Here is a 17,267-nt window from a genome sequence, read left to right on the forward strand (position 1 = left end):
CCCACACTTATTCTACGTCGTTATCGGTAACTTCATCACCATCAACAATATCATTGTTAACAGTACCATCAGTAGCGGTGCTATCAGTGACAGCAGCATCGATGTCCATTTGTTCCTGACCTTCTACTTCAAAGACACCATCTTCTTTAAGCGCATCGACTAAAGCGTTATCGCTTTCTACATACTCAACCCGCGCCATAGCAACCAGTTTTTCATCTTTTGACAAACGAATCAGGGTGACGCCTTGGGTGTTACGACCTGCACTAGCCACGTGTTCGACGGGTGTACGCACCAAGGTACCTTTATCAGATATTAAAATAATATCGTCTTCAGGTTCAACCTTAGTCGCACGTACCAGTGCTCCATTACGTTTACTGGTTTTAATAGCGATAACACCGCCACCGCCACGCCCTTGTTTATTAAACTCTTCAATAAAGGTACGTTTACCAAAGCCGTTTTCACAGGCAATCAAAATTTCTCGGACATCCTCTTCAATGACCACTAGCGACTTAATGAACTCGTCTTTAGCTAGACGCATACCACGAACGCCTTTAGCAGTACGTCCCATCGAGCGCGCATCATTCTCATCGAAGCGAATGGCTTTACCACTGGAAGCAAACAGCATCACATCCTGTGATCCATCAGTAATACGAGCGCTAACCAACTTATCACCATCTTCTAAACCAACGGCAATTAGACCATTAGAGCGAATGCTAGCAAACTGCTCAAGCTCAACCCGCTTGACTGTGCCATTAGCGGTAGCAAAGAATACAAAATGACCGGTCACTTCATCAGTCGTTTGCGGAATCGGTAAAATAGTGGTTACGGTCTCATCGTTATTAAGACCAATCAGATTCACCAATGGACGACCACGCGCACCGCGACTGGCAATCGGCACTTCAAAACCGCGCAAACTAAACACTCGGCCAGTATCGGTGAAACACAACACAGTTGCGTGCGTTGAGGTCACAATTAAGTGGTCAATCACATCGTCTTCTTTCATAGCGGTAGCAGATTTGCCTTTACCGCCACGTTTTTGAGCAACATAATCATCAATCGGCTGGGTTTTTGCATAACCCGTACGCGATACAGTCATCACTACGGTTTGTTCAGGTATCAAATCTTCACGGCTAAAATCAGTCCGTGAATCGATGATATCAGTACGACGTTCATCACCGAAGTTGTCGCGAATCTCAATCATCTCATTAGAGATAATGGTCATCAGTTTATCAAAATCACCAAGGATAGATTCTAAATTAGCGATTTCACGTAATAAGTCTTGGTATTCTTCCGTCAGCTTATCTTGCTCAAGACCGGTTAGGCGATGCAATTGCATCTCTAAAATCGCATTGACCTGATCTAATGATAAGCGATAATTTTCCGCACCTTCAATCAGACCAAACGGTGCTTTTGGATCTTCACCTTCGATAAAGTCAGGACGTACCGATTGGCTTCCAGCAGCGTCTAACATTGCTTGTACGCTACCTGAGCCCCAAGTAGTATTTAGCAAGTTCTCACGGGCGGTAGCGCGACTGGCAGAAACCTTAATAGTTGCAATAATCTCGTCAATATTGGCAAGAGCAACGGTCAAACCTTCGAGCAAATGACCACGTACACGGGCTTTATTAAGCTCATAAATAGTACGACGAGTGACGACTTCTTGACGGTGACGCACAAATGCAGCAATCAGCTGACGCAAGGTCAATAGCTTCGGCTGTCCATTATCCAGCGCTACCATATTAATACTAAAGCTGGATTCAAGTGGTGTTTGCAGAAACAAGTTATTAACAATAACTTCAGCGGTTTCGCCACGACGTAAATCAATAGCGATACGCATGCCGTCTTTATCAGACTCATCCCGAATCTCGCTAATACCTTCGATTTTCTTGTCACGAACTAATTCAGCAATACGTTCAATAAGCTTGGCTTTATTGGCCTGATAAGGTACTTCAGTGAATACAATACGTTCACGATCCCGGTTAACACCAGTATCAGCCATAGCCTCAATAATATAGCGACCGCGTATATGTAAACGACCTTTACCAGTGCGATAGGCGTCTAAAATGCCCGCACGACCATAAATAATACCGCCGGTAGGAAAGTCAGGACCTGAGATATAGGTCATCAGCTCCTCACCAGATATTTGCGGATTGTTAGCATACGCTAGGCAGGCATTAATCACTTCGGTAAGGTTATGCGGTGCCATATTGGTCGCCATACCGACGGCAATACCAGTCGCACCATTAACTAATAAGTTGGGAACACGTGCCGGCATAACGCTGGGCATGCGCTCAGATCCATCGTAGTTATCTTCCCAATCAACGGTGTCTTTATCCAAGTCAGCAAGCATCTGATGGGTCAGTTTGGTCATACGTACTTCGGTATAACGCATGGCAGCCGGTGGATCATCATCAATCGAGCCAAAGTTACCTTGACCATCAACCATTGGATAACGCAAGCTAAAGTCCTGCGCCATCCGCACAATCGCATCATATACTGCACTATCGCCATGCGGATGATATTTACCGATGACATCACCGACCACACGTGCCGACTTCTTATAGGCTTTATTGTAGTCATTAGATAACACGTGCATCGCATACATCACACGGCGGTGTACTGGCTTGAACCCATCACGCACATCAGGTAGCGCGCGCGAGACAATCACACTCATCGCATAATCCAAATAGGATTGCTTTAATTCATCGACGATGCCAATAGGACTGACCGATTCGCTCATATACATTCCTTCACTCGCATCCATTTCACTATCTTGCAGTTTTGTTTTGTATGCAAGGCTTATAATCACAGCCAATAGGTATAACCAAACATAGCCGCACAAACGCGCAGCTATTGCCCAAATATAACCCATAAAAAAACGCTACAAAGCGTGCAAAATGATAGGGAGATAGCGATAGTTTTAATGTTGAATAAAAGAAACTATTTTAGCACAAATTTGCCTATTTAGGGGCATTCGTACGTCATTAAACTTAAGCAAATCAGGTCACTAGTAGTAAATTTTCCAGAATATTAGTGAAGAGTTATCTTACGATATTGGTAGATATCGAACTTGCCCTAACGACATATTTTTTTAGATTTGCTTATCTTTCCATTTTTGCAGACGAACTTGCCGTCTTTTGAACAATGATCGATACCACCCATTTTACCAGAGCAAGGTATGTTTTGGGCTTGTGCTTGAATCACCGGTGCGGCAGTAAAGGCTAGCGCTAGTAGTGCCGGTATGATTGCTTTCATATTCTTCTCTTTATTATGTGAAGAGGTTAACCATTAAAAAAACTGCACCCACGTGGATACAGTTTTGTTTGGAATTGTCTTTTCTTAGATTAAGAAATACTGACTATCCTACGATTTTATAAATTCTTGATTAAAGAACTCACGCGTCGCTTGAGTACAAGCAGTACTGACGAGTCCAGCATGATAGGTACTTAATACAGCAACTTGCGAAGCTTGTTCCGCCTGTGCTGGCGTACCACCATTGCTAATAACTTGATCCGCTGCGTTTTTACCGACTAACTGAACCGTGCCAGCGAACTTAGCTTGGACATTGTCAATGACTGTCTGAACATTCCATGCGTTCATTGACGCTTGGCCAATTGTAGTTAACGTATTTTGATCGCGCTTAGCTGCGTTAGTCGCATCAACGTCTAATACGGTTACGTTAAGCTTAGCAGCTGGGTTTTGCATGCTTTTGCCCTGCAATAGCGCTGACATCGCACCAGTATTCAGATCATAGAATACTGTTGGGTCTTGGTTACCACCGCAAATAAGGGTTGGCATAGTGGGTGCATAACCGCGTAAATCATTGGCTTTTAGTGCTTTACGGAGATTGTTTTGTGGAGTAGCTGCTGGTAACGCATTGCCATTTTTAATCAGCAATCCATCGGGATTAGCTTGAGCGTCCGCTAAATAGACAGCACGAAAATTTGTCTGTACCAAATAATTTTTGTCCGCAAAACCAAAGCCTTCTTCTGGGGTAACGGCATCTAACTCCGGTATTCCAGTCGGTGCTGTTTGGAATAATGTGGTCTGCGGTAGTTTTCCAGTTTTTATGAGATCTTCAAAACTCGACGTGGTTGGCAGCCTGGTATTCGCATACTGCGGAGAAAAGAGATCGGTTGGGTTTCGATAGATATCGTTATTTACTTTTTGTAGACTGATGGCTAGCATCGGTGCAAATGCGGTCGCCCCAATATTTACATTACCTGCAAATATCGCGTCACCAAAAGCAGCCAATGCATACGGACCTGATGAAGGTGCCATAGCGGTTACAGGCTTGCCAGCTTCCTCTAAAAGACGTGCGGTCGCCATCGCCACATGCCCACCTTGTGAATAACCGGTAAGAAATAACTTACCGGAATCCTTAACCTTGACGTAGTTAGCATTATTAGCACCTTGTTGCTGCTTAATCAGCATACGTGCAGTATTTAAAGCGGTTACCATTTCCGCCGACTGCTGATTAGCATTCAAATATGGATGATAATCAAGATCAGAGGTATCATAGCCTGCATAGTTTGGCGCGATCACAATGTAACCTTGCGCTGCAAAGTTCGCCGCCATTAACGTTGCTCTCACGCCCGCAGAATTCTCAGTATTGCCCACCTGCGTAAAGTCGTAGGACTTCTCAGTCGCCGTACCATGAGCATGTAGTAATATCGGACGATCACCTTGACACTCAGCGGTATTACCACTAGGCAACATCAATGCGGCAGTTGCATTGGTTGACTCCCCTGCTGAACCAACCGTTTGATAACTTATTTTTTCTACCGTAACCCCGCAGACAGCATCTGGTGTCACTGCTTTACCGATAGCAGAGGCTTCTAACAATTCATCATCGATTTCATCGGCAGTAAACGTTGCAATGGGCTGAGGTGCATTAATATAAGTGATGGTTGTTTCACTATCATCGCCACAACCAGCAAGTAATAGCGCACTCGCTACTGCAACTGATAATAGACAACGAGTCATTATTGGCGTATTTATCTGGTTGATGCAGGAGAGTGATTGAGCATTAGCGGCAGGCTTGGTGGTCATGTTAGGTATGATCATAAGTGCTATCCTTAGCAGTAATCAAAAGAGGCTGTCTATCTCCTAGGCAGTCGATAAGAGCAAATGTTGTGTCTTGCACCTTACTGTTTATACCGTAAAATGTTATGAAAAGCTACTATGAAGTATGCAAGCAGACGTCATCATAAAATGTATGCCAAACACAACCACTGAATGCTGATGTCTGAATTGTACTTTTAATAACTTACAGCTTTTAATAACCTACAAACAGCTTTTAATAACCTACAATTAGTAACGCTGTTCTCATTAACTGTATTATCCGCTTACCTCACGAAAATGTCGGTTATTGTAGACAAAATATTTCTACCCGCTACACTAGTCGCAGTTTCGTTTTAACCTTGGTGACCTAACACCTTAAAATATCGTCACTTATATACAGGTCTTACTTATTATGGATATCATTCTTGCTATCGTTTGGATTTTGGCGATGGTGCTATACAGCTTTTCTAGTGACTACGCCGCCAGTTTTCCAAATCACAATAACAGCGCATTACCGTTTGTGCGCTGGGGTTCGCTACTGATTGCTATGGGGCTGTCAGCTTATCTCGCCTCTGCTTATCAAGCCAACTTACAAGGGTCTGGTATTTGGGTGTTTGTTGCGGTGGTATTTGTGATCATTACCCTATCTAAATTAATATTTAAATGGGTCATCAATCGGCGGCGCAAGCGTTAGTGTGATCTACTTACATAACCTCATGAACCTAATCCCAGTAAAAACAGCGTAAATCCTTATGCAAACTGATAATAAAGACCATCAAGCGCAAGACCCAATAAAGCAGGAAGACCAACCTACTGATCGTAGCTTTGATGCTATTGCGGATCATTTTGAAAAAAAGGTTTATGGTGGCTTAAAAGGTGAGATTCGGCTGGCAGTGTTACGCCGAGATATTTTTGAGTATGTCGACCAAATGAGTAACGCACTTGAACGTCCGCTACAGATTTTAGATGTGGGGGCAGGATTGGCGCAAATAGCGATTGACCTTGCTGGGCAGGGTCATAGCGTCGTGGTTAATGACATCTCTACTAATATGCTTGCCAAGGCCAAAGCCAATTTTAAAAAACAAAAGGCAGCTGTCAATAGCCATACTTTTGATACAAGGGCTTTCGGGCCGATCACATGGGTTGTTTGCCCTTATCAACAGCTTGAAGATAAGCTGCGCGCTGATAAAGCAGCCAAGTTTGATTTAATTCTATGTCATGCGTTACTGGAATGGCTGGCAGAACCAGAGGCAATTATGGACTTTTTTGATAGTCAGCTTACCGAGAATGGCACGCTGTCGTTATGCTTTTATAATCCAGCAAGCTTTGATTATCGCAACCTTATTATGGGTAATTTTAATCTACTCGATAACAAGGAATATAAATCGGACAACAAAACAAGCCTGACCCCTAATCATCCTGTTGCTAAGCAGCAAGTAGAGTCATGGTTACAAGACCATCATTATCAAATAGTGCTTACCAGTGGTCTGCGCGTGTTTCATGATTATACGCCGTTAAAACGCGGCGGCAATACTGATCCCGAAGCAGTGATACGGATGGAGCTGCGCTACTCACAGCAAGAACCCTATAAATGGCTCGGGCGCTATTTACATATATTAGCGACTCGTAACCGTCACTAACCCGCCAGACAGTTTTTAAACGCTGGCCTTTTATGACATATCATATTCTGACCACGTGGTAGCGTTGATATTCTTTTCATCGAAGACCACCACATGCTTAAGCATCGGCAATATACCAATACGCGAGCCCACCTCATGGTTATGATGGCTGGAAACCAAAGCTAATACTGTCTGTCCGTCGTCCAGTTGTAGGCGATATAGATAGTTTGCACCGCGAAATACCCGTCCAACCACCAGTGCTGTTTGTGTGCTGTCATCATCATGAATGATATCGTCAGGGCGTACAAGCACCTTAATCAGTGTGCCATTGGGATAGTCGTATTGACAATACTGCGGCTGCCCTGCCTCATCATAGACTTCCATACGTCGGTAAATATCACCAAGTGCGGTCTCGACATGGCCTTCTTTAATGACGCCATCTATCATTGCCCCTTCGCCAACGAACTCGGCAACAAATGGACTGACTGGCTCATGATATAACTCGGTTGGGGTCGCCCACTGGACTAGTTTACCCTCATGCATCACACCGACTTTATCCGCTAATGCAAAAGCTTCGTTTTGATCATGAGTGACTAAAATTGCCGTGGTATTGGTACGCTTCAGAATATCACGCACGCTCATCGCTAACGACTCACGTAGTATCACGTCAAGATTAGAAAATGGCTCATCAAGTAGCAATAATTTAGGCTTAGGGGCCAATGCTCGTGCTAAGGCAACTCGCTGCTGCTGACCTCCCGAGAGTTCAGTTGGCCGCTTATCAGCATGTTCTGAGAGCTCAACCAGACTTAACATTTCAGCCACCCGTGCTTTTTTATCAGCGGATGACCATTTATTAAGGCCAAAAGCAATGTTTTTGGCAACACTTAAATGTCCAAACAGCGCATAATCTTGGAACACCATACCCATGCCACGCTTAGCGGGTGCTACTGAAAAAGAGGTACGTGCCGCCTGCTCAGTTAGACACTGATTATTTAAGCCAATTACCCCAAAACGTGTGGGTTCTAAACCTGCAATTGCCCGTAGCGCCGTAGTTTTTCCACAGCCGCTGTAACCCAAAAAACAGCCAATCTCACCTTGTTGAAGGGTCAGTGATAACCCATTCACCACCGTGGTATCATCATAACCAACCACTAAATCTTGCACACTAAAATAAGGATTATTGCCGACTTCGTTGTTAGTATCCTTTATATGATAATCCTCTTGCCTAGGTGTATTGCGCTTATGAACCTGATTTTTATCAGTTTGCGATGCTGCTGTTAGAGACGCTGGCGGTTGCTGAGCATGATCAGGTCTCGTCTTAATCTTGGTGGACTTTTGATCTGGTTGGTCTGTCGAGTCATTCATCAAGTCAGTATACATAGACGGTACCAATAAGCGGTTAATGATTAGAGGGGTAAAATAAAGCAGTAAAGCAGCTCATATATAAAAACGAGCATTAACCAGTTTTGTCACTTTGACGCAGTAATATCCATACCGGAAGCAGTCCAACCAGCACAATGAGTAAGCTGGGTAGCGCTGCTCGGCCCCACATACCTTCACTGGTCATCTCAAACACTCGCACTGCTAACGTATCCCAACCTTGCCTGCGCGTCATCAAGGTAATAGGCATCTCTTTCATGACTTCAACAAAGCCCATCAATAAAGCAGTCAATACCCCAGGACTAAGTACGGGTAAGACCACTTGTCGCCAGCGCTGCAATGGACTGTCACTAAGCAATTTAGCAGCCGCTTCTTGATTAACCGTTAAACGTTGTAACTGTCGATCAACTGGCTGAAAACTAACGGTCATAAAGCGCGTTGATAAGGCCAGTAGCATCACAATGACACTACCTGACAACACTTGCTCCGATGTGACTCCAAAAGCTATCAGCTGATTATCAACCCAAGCAATTGGGATAAAAACGCCCACCGCCAATACTGTACCTGGCACTACATAGCCCAAGTTAGCCAAAGTCGTCATTAATTTAGTAGATTTATCTGGATATTGACGCTTGACCCACGCAATAATAATGGCTAAAACGGCAATAAACAGCGTGGTCATACTGGCAATCAATAGACTGTTGATGACAAAATCAATATAGCGGGCATCAAAATCTTGGCGAAAATTCATCGCTGTCCAGTAGATCAGCTGTAAGAATGGGATCAAAAAAGCAATTAAAAAGACTACTGTACATAATAATGCCATCGCTATCTTAGCTGGCGTGCTAGCCTCAAAGCGGCGATTACTACCTTGAGTGACGATAGTACCGCGCCTTGCTTGCCAGTACTGCTCAAAGAGCACCACGATAAATATCACTCCGATTAACAGACCTGCTAACTGGGCGGCAGTGGTCAGACTAAAGAAACCAAACCATGCCTTATAAATCGCGGTGGTAAAGGTGTCGACATTAAAAACTGACACCGCCCCAAAATCAGCAAGGGTTTCCATAGTGGCAAGCAACAGTCCGCCAATAACCCAAGGCAATGCTTGCGGTAACGCCAAGCGAAAAAATATCCGACTACGGCTTAAACCCAGCATTTGACCCGCTTCAATCGCACGCCGACCTTGAGATAAAAAGGCTTGGCGTGCCAACAGATAAACATAAGGATAAAATGCCAGTGATAATACCAAACCGGCGCCCCAAACATTACGTACTGAGGGGATAGCTGCACTGATACCTAAATCTCGTAGTCCCGTTTGCAACGGCCCACTAAAATCAACAATACCTACCGTCACAAAAGCCAAAACATAAGCTGGTATCGCCAGCGGTAACATCAGCGCCCACGAAAAAAATCGCTGCCCAGGGAAACGATACATACTCGTTACCCAAGCAAGCGCAGTGCCAATACTGCCTGATATTATAGTCACCATGAGCAATAAAATGGCGGTATTTTTGAGAACTTGCGGCAGTACATATTCGCGCATATGCGTCCAAATATCTGCCATCGGCTGTGTCCATGACAGCAGCACAATTAAAATTGGTACTAGCATAAACAACGAAATCAGCCCTAAGACTGATTTCGATAGAACACGCTTACTGACAATATGATCTTGGCTGACCGACTGGTTGTCATGGTTATTATCATTGACAGTATGGTCTTGACGCACAGCCGCTTTTCGCATTGTCATCATAAAATTTTTACCGTGTCAGACGCATAAGGACTGTACTATAAATACTAGATTATAAGAGTTATATTACTTTTAACCGTTTATTTATAACCTGCTTTATCCATCATTTGAATCGCTTGAGTCTGTAATGCGCCAAATTTTTGTACACTGATATCGTCTTGTTTAAACTCGCCCCAAGATCTGAGCAAATCTGACTCATCAACACCTTCTTTTACCGGGTACTCTTTATCAGAGCTGGCATAAATACCTTGCGCCGCATCAGAAGACAACCATTCCATCAGTTTGAGCGCACCATCTGGATTGTCTGAGTTAGCAATCACCCCAGCACCAGAGATGTTCACATGAGTTCCTGTGGTGTCTTGATTTGCCCAAAATATCTTCACTGGAAAATTAGGCTTTTCATCAAAAATGCGACCATAATAATAGCTGTTGGCAACAGCCACTTCACACTGACCAGCAGCAATCGCTTCTAACATACTGGTGTCATCACTGAAGACATCAGTGGCTAAGTTAGCGACCCAGCCGCGTATGACTTGTTCAGTTTTTTCTTCGCCTAAATGCTCCATCATACTGGCAACCAGTGACTGATTATAGACTGAATTCGAGGTACGCAAGCATAGCTTACCTTTCCATTTTGGATCCGCTAGATCTGCATAGGTTGATAGCTGATCCGCATTAACTTTGCTTGGATCATAAAAGATAGTGCGCGCACGTAGCGACAGACCTGTCCACTGACCTTTTGGGTCACGATACTTAGCAGGGACATTGGTCTCTAAAACGCTAGAAGCAACAGGTTGCAATAAGCCTTGCTGCGCTGCTTGCCATAGATTACCAGCATCTACCGTCAATAGCATATCCGCAGGGGTGTTTTTGCCTTCCGCTTGTAGACGTGCCATTAGTGGGCCTGTTTTATCAGTGACCAGCTCAACTTTCACACCCGTTTCTTCGGTATATTTATCTAATAATGGCTTAATAAGTTGCTCATTACGTGACGAATAAATGGTAACCACTTGATCATTATCAGAGGTAGTAGCCGTGCTATCTGTAGCAGCATCTTGCTCAGCGGGTGCATCCGCATTCGCATTTTGCTCAGGCGTTTCCGCTTTGTTACAACCTACTAGCCCCAACATTAAACTAAATACAGCAACAGATAAGGTGGCTTTAATGGGGTGAGTAAAAGATAAAGGTGCTGTAACCGCATTCAACGACATGGTTTTCTCCATAATAGTGCACAGATAGATGGGATAAAATTATATGATAGGCTATTTATTGATGCTTAAAATTGAAAAGTTCTTACTAAGAAAACAATGAAAACTGAAAGCAATATACTAATATAAATGAGATTAGTTATCAATACATTTATCAAATAGCCTAATGTTTTTGTTATGTTGCTTAGGGAGTAAGATTTAGAGACCACCTTTTGTCAGGCGTTAATTAATCTTGATCGCTTAATCTTGACTGTGTAGCAACCAGTGCCCAAGAATGATATTGACTGCCGCCTCTGTCCGTAGCACTCTTGACCCGATATTGACTGCTTGGCAGCCTTGGGTTTGTAGCAGCTCAATCTCGTAATCAATCCAGCCGCCTTCAGCCCCAATACAAACCACGCTTGGCAACCCTGTCTTTATTGTATTTATAGCTGGGTTAGTTTTGACAAGGCGATGTTCACTTTGTGCTGGTTTCGATAACTGATTTTGAGATAAAGCAAGTTGCTGAAGATAGGCCAATAATGACAGCTCACTATAAGGATGGGCGACAATGGCATGCTGAGTAATCAAACTTGCCAGCTCATCTTCAACAAAGGGTTTAAAACGTTTTTGTAGAGTGATGCGCGGAACAATTGTATCAACCCCTTGTTGCAGACCCTCTAAAACAAACTCATCAAGACGCGTCAATAATGGGCTTTGCCAATAGCTTTTTTGAGTACGGTAGCTATTAATAAGAATAATATCGCGTACGCCAAGCGCCGTCATATCCATAATTAAACGCCGCAAAACTTTTGGACGTGGCAGTGCCAGAACTACGGTGACATCTAGCTTAGGAGGTGGTGCAATAGTCAACTGTACATCACAAAGCTGAATGTTATCAGGTGTCATCTGTTTAATCACAGCGGTACCCAAATTGCCACCAAGCTGACCAATCTTTAGGGTATCGCCAATTTGCAAACCCAATACTTTATTGATATGCGCAATTTGCGTTGGTGTATCAATATGCGCATAAGGCAAGGAGAAGTTGGTAGTTGACAATAAAATACAGTTCATAAGAGTGATGACTTACTTAAAGTGAGGGACGGTTATTATTAAGAATTGATAGGAGTAAGAATAGTTAATAGTAAGGACAGTTGTTTGATGGAATTTATTCGTCAACTGTCGCGAACGGCACAATCACTTTTTCAATCATCAGCAGCTGCCGCGTAAGTACCGATTGTTGTTGGACAGTCAACTCCGCGCCTGCCCGCCCTGCTCGCTTGGCAACTTGCGGATGACTGAGCCAAAATTGCAGCTGCTCATAAATAAGGGCATCAACATCAGCATCAGCATCAGTAGCTTGTAAAATAGGTAAGGACTTATACTGCTCAGCTGACTGTTTATCAAGGGTAATGGGCCGATAAAATTCATTATGTGGCTGATATAGCGCACCCACGCCAGCCAGCTTATCTACCACGCTTTGACAGGATTGAGTATATAATCCCATAATAACAGGCGTGGCCACGCTCGCGGGCTCAACAGGATTATGACCACCAATATCAGTTAAAGAGCCGCCAACCAGTGCCACATCAGCCAACGTAAACCAAGTCATCAGCTCACCCATACTGTCAGCCAGATAAACTTGCGTCTGTGGATTAATAGTATCATTGCTACTGCGCCGTGCCATCTGCAATCCTGACTTTTGAACAAGGTCTGCTACCTCATCGAAGCGCTCAGGATGTCTGGGTACGATAATTAATAAAGTATCAGCTAATTGAGGATTTGATAACAGCTGCTGTTGCCATAATAAGGCGGTATCTTCTTCACCGCTATGGGTGCTCGCGGCTACCCAAACTGGACGATTTATATTTTCTAACTCAATTTTTTCTAATTCGGGTTTGGTGATATCTTCTTTACTGGCAATAAGCGGCTTTTCTTTATCGATGCTGGCAAGTTTTGGAGTGTTAATCACCCACTTAAGAGAACCAGCAACCCGAATTTGCGAGCGGTATGCGCCCAATTTCTGAAAACGCTGAGCAGACTCATCATCTTGGGCAATGATTAGCGTGAGATTCTGCATCATGCTACGGCTCACCGCACTAATTTTTTGGTAGCGGGTAAAAGAGGCTGCTGACAGCCGACCATTGACTAATATACTGGGAATATTCTGCTGTGAGAGAACCGTTAAAATATTTGCCCACAGCTCAGTCTCGACAAATAAGGCAGCAATCGGTTGCACGTGAGCTAAAAACGTTTTAATAACTGACGGACTGTCCACTGGTACATAGCTGTGACTCATGCGCCCGCTTGCAATGTCATTTGCGAAACGGCTGGCACCACGTGCAAAGCCAGTCTGGGTAGTATTGGTTAGCCATATTTGATAGCCCTGCACTAATAACTCATCTAACAAGGGCGCAACCGTATTGGTTTCGCCCAATGAGACTGCGTGACACCAAATGACTGCATTATTAACATCGATTTTATTAGTAGCAGTTTTATCAACGTCAGCTAGCGGACGCGGCGGATAGTGCTTACCAAAGCGCTGTGCCACTTCTTGCTGATAATTATCACGCTTGTGCGAGCGTCGCCAGACTTGCAGTCGATATAAGGGTTTCAGTAACGTAATGATGAGTCGATAGTACCAAGGTACTTTGCTAGGCGGACGTTCAGATAGCGCTGTAAGTATCGTAGCATCACGATTAACAGCTGCTAATAGCTCAGAATCATTTGTTGGCTTTTGAGGAGGTAAGTGCGAAGACGGCATGAAAAAGCCCAGATTAATAAGTAATAAAATAATATAACTAAAAGCCACACTATCAAAAAATATGTTAATTTTACCTGAAGATAGCGCTTAACAATATGACCTTATCTTTTTATACGCAAAGCTCTACGCCTAAAAACATTCATACAAAAAGCAATAGTAATAAAGCCGCTATTAGGATAACACCAATCAATAATTGATAACGCTTTATACTATGCTGCTCTTGCTTTTGGGTCGTTATTAACATTTGCGCTTGTTGCCACTGCGCTGCAATACTTGCGGCCTCAAGATGACCATTTTCTGCCGCTTGCCCTAACCAATCTTTACCATTATCGATATCTTGCGGCACGCCTATTCCTTGATAGTACATTTTACTCAATAAACGCTGAGCACGGTTATCTTTAGCACTAGCAGCTTGTTTAATCCAATTAACGCCTATGTTTTTACCTGCTACCTCATCCGCTGCTAGCCCTTCACCTAGCAATTCATACATAGCCAATCGCAGCATGGCGGCCGTATTACCAAGAGTTGCTGCATTTTGTAAAAGATTTAACGCTTGCTGGCGTGCCGCTTGGTGCGTTTCTAAAAATGTCACTTGATTGCGTGGTTTATGTTGCTTGGCAATATGCCGTTCAAACTGATCCAGTATTTTGCATGCTTGTTGATAGTCATCATGGCCAGCAGTTTGCGGTACCTCAATTTCATTAAGTTCGATAAGTAATTGGATAAAAATTTCTGGGGTTGGGGCTGCCTTTAGCGATGACGGTGCTGTTTTAGCAATAACCTCTTTATCAGCAAATTCATTTTTCGATTTATTAACTATAGGCTGGTTTGATTGTGATGTTAAAGCAGTACTAGTATTTGAAGCAGTAGACATAATATCAGTGGCAGTCTCCGGTAACCGTACACTGACCGCTTGATATAAGCCACTGGCTAATGGCCCACCTTGTATCGCCTCAAACGGTCGATCAATATGACCAAATAAGCGCAACCCTATGGGCTCTAAAGCAAAAAATAATGCCCTGCTCAAATTCTGATCAGACAAATCTTGATTACAATCGTCACAATATACGACTGCTATATGCTGATAAAAATCATCAGGGATAAATGGTAACTCAGGATAGCGACTCGTCAGCTCAAATTGACCATACCAATGTGGCGTACTTTGCCACTGCCGCGCGAGCACCCGTCCTGCATAGAACGCCAAGAAAATAAGCAAATTGCAATAACGTTCATCAGCCAGTAGCACCGTCTCAGTTAAGGGCACCATTTCATTCATGGTATGAGACTTAGTAATGTCACGGCGTATCCGTGACAACAGCGTATCTACTCGCTTTAAACTTGCCAGCGACTCATCTAGCTGGCAGTCGTGGAGCTCCGCTTCATAAGCAATAACGCCCGCCATAGGACGTTCCATTAAAAAATCTTGCCAATAATCTTCTGCGATACAATCAAGTAGCGTCTTGGATAAGGACATTGCAGACATAATTGACATAAGGCCAGCATATCCTGTCATAAAATGAATGGGCAGTAATGAGTTAGTACTAGGCATAATCACTACTATGAACAGCAAGATAACCAGAGTTTACCTTAACCTAAAATCTAGACCGCTACAATAAAGGACTAAATAAGCGCACCACATTGTCAAATAAACGCCGAGCGCTATGACGCTCTTGCCATTCCTCTAATCCTAGAAAACGGCAATTTTGTAAATATGACTGCTGACAGTCGGCAATTTGCGCGACCATCTCGGGGGTATAAATCGCCAAACTGACTTCCATATTTAGATAAAAGCTGCGCATATCAATATTGACCGTACCGAACAGACAGTAATCATCATCGATAACCACCATTTTGGCATGCAACAAACCCCCTTTAAAAAGTGCGATTTTTACCCCAGCCTCAAGCAACTCTTGATAATAAGCTTGTGAGGCGTGCTGCACTAAAAAAGAATCAACCTTTTCAGGGATAATGAGAGTCACATCTAAACCGCGCTTCGCTGCCGTTACCAAGGCACCCGACAACGCCTCGTCAGGAACAAAATAAGGGGTAGTGATTTGGATGCGCTTATTAGCACGATGGATAATCGTCACTAAAGTATTATAAATAACGTGAGCCGTTACTTGCGGTGCGGAGGGAATGAGCTGCGCAATCACATCTCTTACTACCGGCAGTGGCGCAATTGCAATCGACGTCGTTCCTACTATCGGCTGAACACTGGGGGTTAATCCATCACCCAGCACCTCAACACGGCTATTAATATCATTAATGGTCGGATGAGAGACATATAATTTGCGCGTGTAACTGTTTACACGCTGATGCAGCGCATGTAAGTTGTCGTTGCTTTCAGCACCAATATCAGTTACCACCACTTTTGCCATCGCTGTTGCAATACTAATCGGTTGATAGCTGACACTACGCATCATTACATCGATCCATTGCCCAACATCTTTATCTTGCTTAAAAAACTTCGGATCGACTAAGTTAAAACTACCGGTATAGCCAATATACTCATCAATGACCACAATTTTTCGATGATTGCGTAAATCAGAGCGCTTAAATAAGGTCTTAAACAAACCTACCGGTAACGACTGATGCACAAACACGCCCGCACGCTCTAATTTCTGATGCTCATGACTATTAAAAAAACTAAAACTACCGACGCTATCAACCATAATATGACACTCTACCCCGCGCCGTGCTGCTGAAATCAAGGCCTGTACCACATCTAGCACCTGCCCCTTAGGATAGACTATATAGAACTCCATCAAAATAGTACGCTCAGCACCATCAATATCAGTAATCAGATGCTCAAAAATTGTCTTAGGAGAGGTCAGTAGCTGCATTTGGTGACCTGTAAAAACCCCAAACCCTGTCCAGCGCGTACCAATACGACTAACGCCTCGATAATTATCAGGAATAAGATCTTGACCTTGATCGAACACTAAGCGTTCACGTGCTGCCATATCGTTCATAAGCAAACGCGCCTGATCCATCCGCTGACGATAGCGGCGCCCAATCATTGGTTCACCTACTAATATATAAGCGACAAACCCAAACAAAGGGACTGTATATAAAACTGCAATCCATGCAATCGCTACCCCAATATTGCGCTGCACCGATACAATACGTAAGGTCATCACCACCATCAGAATAATGTGTAATATTAGTCCAACCCCTGCAAAGTCAATCCACGACCAGGGTGCAAGATGCTGATCAGTAGCTAAAGCGTCTATGTTTGCCTCCATTAACCAATATGACTTATAAAATCAAATATAAGCCCAATGTCTAAAACGTTATCAGTATAATGGCTTTTAGCAGGCACACAATAGGTAACTATGTAGCCTACTTACCGCTATTTTCTCTATGTCCTCAAAGCATACTAATAAGATTTCTATAAAAGATATAAAATAATATTTGACAGGCAGGTGTAAATGTATATAATACACACCCACAGCAAGGGGCTTTAATTAGTTCTACGTTGTTAGAAATTCTCTTTAAGAGAT

Annotated in this window: 12 protein-coding genes; 2 read left to right on the top strand and 10 right to left on the bottom strand. The window is 43.5% G+C overall.

Annotated elements, in window-relative coordinates:
- Positions 1 to 7: 7 nt before the first annotated feature.
- The 3 genes from gyrA to AAEY88_RS03120 form a co-directional block, all read right to left on the bottom strand.
- The gene (gene gyrA / locus AAEY88_RS03110) at positions 8 to 2,740 is read right to left on the bottom strand and encodes a DNA gyrase subunit A (protein ID WP_350558898.1); all 2,733 of its coding nucleotides are present in this window, start codon (positions 2,738 to 2,740) and stop codon (positions 8 to 10) included.
- Between the two features lie 335 nt (positions 2,741 to 3,075).
- Entirely contained in the window at positions 3,076 to 3,255 is a 180-nt protein-coding gene (locus AAEY88_RS03115; protein ID WP_350558901.1) for a hypothetical protein, read from the bottom strand.
- 108 nt (positions 3,256 to 3,363) lie between these two features.
- Positions 3,364 to 5,067 (bottom strand): dienelactone hydrolase family protein, encoded by a 1,704-nt coding sequence (locus AAEY88_RS03120; RefSeq protein WP_350558904.1) that lies wholly within the window; start codon positions 5,065 to 5,067, stop codon positions 3,364 to 3,366.
- 409 nt (positions 5,068 to 5,476) lie between these two features.
- Between AAEY88_RS03120 and AAEY88_RS03125 the strand changes: the two genes are divergently transcribed.
- Both AAEY88_RS03125 and AAEY88_RS03130 read left to right on the top strand, forming a co-directional pair.
- Complete coding sequence (locus AAEY88_RS03125) at positions 5,477 to 5,758, top strand: hypothetical protein (RefSeq protein WP_350558907.1); 282 nt, start codon at positions 5,477 to 5,479, stop codon at positions 5,756 to 5,758.
- Between the two features lie 58 nt (positions 5,759 to 5,816).
- A complete protein-coding gene (locus tag AAEY88_RS03130) occupies positions 5,817 to 6,704 on the top strand; it encodes a methyltransferase domain-containing protein (protein WP_350558910.1) in 888 nt (295 codons plus the stop codon).
- 30 nt (positions 6,705 to 6,734) lie between these two features.
- On the opposite strand, the gene AAEY88_RS03135 is transcribed toward AAEY88_RS03130, so the two are convergent.
- The 7 genes from AAEY88_RS03135 to AAEY88_RS03165 all read right to left on the bottom strand — a co-directional run bounded on the left by AAEY88_RS03135 (position 6,735) and on the right by AAEY88_RS03165 (position 17,009).
- Positions 6,735 to 8,063: an ABC transporter ATP-binding protein gene (locus AAEY88_RS03135; protein ID WP_350558913.1), complete on the bottom strand. Its 1,329-nt coding sequence runs from the start codon at positions 8,061 to 8,063 to the stop codon at positions 6,735 to 6,737.
- Between the two features lie 76 nt (positions 8,064 to 8,139).
- Complete coding sequence (locus AAEY88_RS03140) at positions 8,140 to 9,816, bottom strand: iron ABC transporter permease (protein WP_350558916.1); 1,677 nt, start codon at positions 9,814 to 9,816, stop codon at positions 8,140 to 8,142.
- A 77-nt stretch (positions 9,817 to 9,893) separates the two neighbouring features.
- Complete coding sequence (locus AAEY88_RS03145) at positions 9,894 to 11,024, bottom strand: Fe(3+) ABC transporter substrate-binding protein (protein ID WP_350558919.1); 1,131 nt, start codon at positions 11,022 to 11,024, stop codon at positions 9,894 to 9,896.
- 237 nt (positions 11,025 to 11,261) lie between these two features.
- A complete protein-coding gene (locus tag AAEY88_RS03150; protein WP_350558922.1) occupies positions 11,262 to 12,074 on the bottom strand; it encodes a 16S rRNA (uracil(1498)-N(3))-methyltransferase in 813 nt (270 codons plus the stop codon).
- Between the two features lie 94 nt (positions 12,075 to 12,168).
- Positions 12,169 to 13,764 carry a 3-deoxy-D-manno-octulosonic acid transferase gene (locus AAEY88_RS03155; protein WP_350558925.1) on the bottom strand — a complete coding sequence of 532 codons (1,596 nt, stop codon included), beginning with the start codon at positions 13,762 to 13,764 and terminating at the stop codon, positions 12,169 to 12,171.
- Between the two features lie 139 nt (positions 13,765 to 13,903).
- Positions 13,904 to 15,256 carry a tetratricopeptide repeat protein gene (locus AAEY88_RS03160; RefSeq protein ID WP_350558928.1) on the bottom strand — a complete coding sequence of 451 codons (1,353 nt, stop codon included), beginning with the start codon at positions 15,254 to 15,256 and terminating at the stop codon, positions 13,904 to 13,906.
- A gap of 115 nt (positions 15,257 to 15,371) precedes the next feature.
- The gene (locus AAEY88_RS03165) at positions 15,372 to 17,009 is read right to left on the bottom strand and encodes a cardiolipin synthase (protein ID WP_350558931.1); all 1,638 of its coding nucleotides are present in this window, start codon (positions 17,007 to 17,009) and stop codon (positions 15,372 to 15,374) included.
- Positions 17,010 to 17,267: the final 258 nt, after the last annotated feature.

This window comes from Psychrobacter sp. CAL346-MNA-CIBAN-0220 (assembly GCF_040309805.1).
In the GTDB taxonomy this organism is placed as follows: domain Bacteria; phylum Pseudomonadota; class Gammaproteobacteria; order Pseudomonadales; family Moraxellaceae; genus Psychrobacter.

Excerpts from the sequence above, each read along its gene's own strand:
- gyrA (WP_350558898.1), bottom strand. The coding sequence starts at position 2,740 with ATGAGCGAATCGGTCAGTCCTATTGGCATCGTCGATGAATTAAAGCAA.
- AAEY88_RS03115 (WP_350558901.1), bottom strand. The coding sequence starts at position 3,255 with ATGAAAGCAATCATACCGGCACTACTAGCGCTAGCCTTTACTGCCGCA.
- AAEY88_RS03120 (WP_350558904.1), bottom strand. The coding sequence starts at position 5,067 with ATGATCATACCTAACATGACCACCAAGCCTGCCGCTAATGCTCAATCA.
- AAEY88_RS03125 (WP_350558907.1), top strand. The coding sequence starts at position 5,477 with ATGGATATCATTCTTGCTATCGTTTGGATTTTGGCGATGGTGCTATAC.
- AAEY88_RS03130 (WP_350558910.1), top strand. The coding sequence starts at position 5,817 with ATGCAAACTGATAATAAAGACCATCAAGCGCAAGACCCAATAAAGCAG.
- AAEY88_RS03135 (WP_350558913.1), bottom strand. The coding sequence starts at position 8,063 with ATGTATACTGACTTGATGAATGACTCGACAGACCAACCAGATCAAAAG.
- AAEY88_RS03140 (WP_350558916.1), bottom strand. The coding sequence starts at position 9,816 with ATGATGACAATGCGAAAAGCGGCTGTGCGTCAAGACCATACTGTCAAT.
- AAEY88_RS03145 (WP_350558919.1), bottom strand. The coding sequence starts at position 11,024 with ATGTCGTTGAATGCGGTTACAGCACCTTTATCTTTTACTCACCCCATT.
- AAEY88_RS03150 (WP_350558922.1), bottom strand. The coding sequence starts at position 12,074 with ATGAACTGTATTTTATTGTCAACTACCAACTTCTCCTTGCCTTATGCG.
- AAEY88_RS03155 (WP_350558925.1), bottom strand. The coding sequence starts at position 13,764 with ATGCCGTCTTCGCACTTACCTCCTCAAAAGCCAACAAATGATTCTGAG.
- AAEY88_RS03160 (WP_350558928.1), bottom strand. The coding sequence starts at position 15,256 with ATGTCAATTATGTCTGCAATGTCCTTATCCAAGACGCTACTTGATTGT.
- AAEY88_RS03165 (WP_350558931.1), bottom strand. The coding sequence starts at position 17,009 with ATGGAGGCAAACATAGACGCTTTAGCTACTGATCAGCATCTTGCACCC.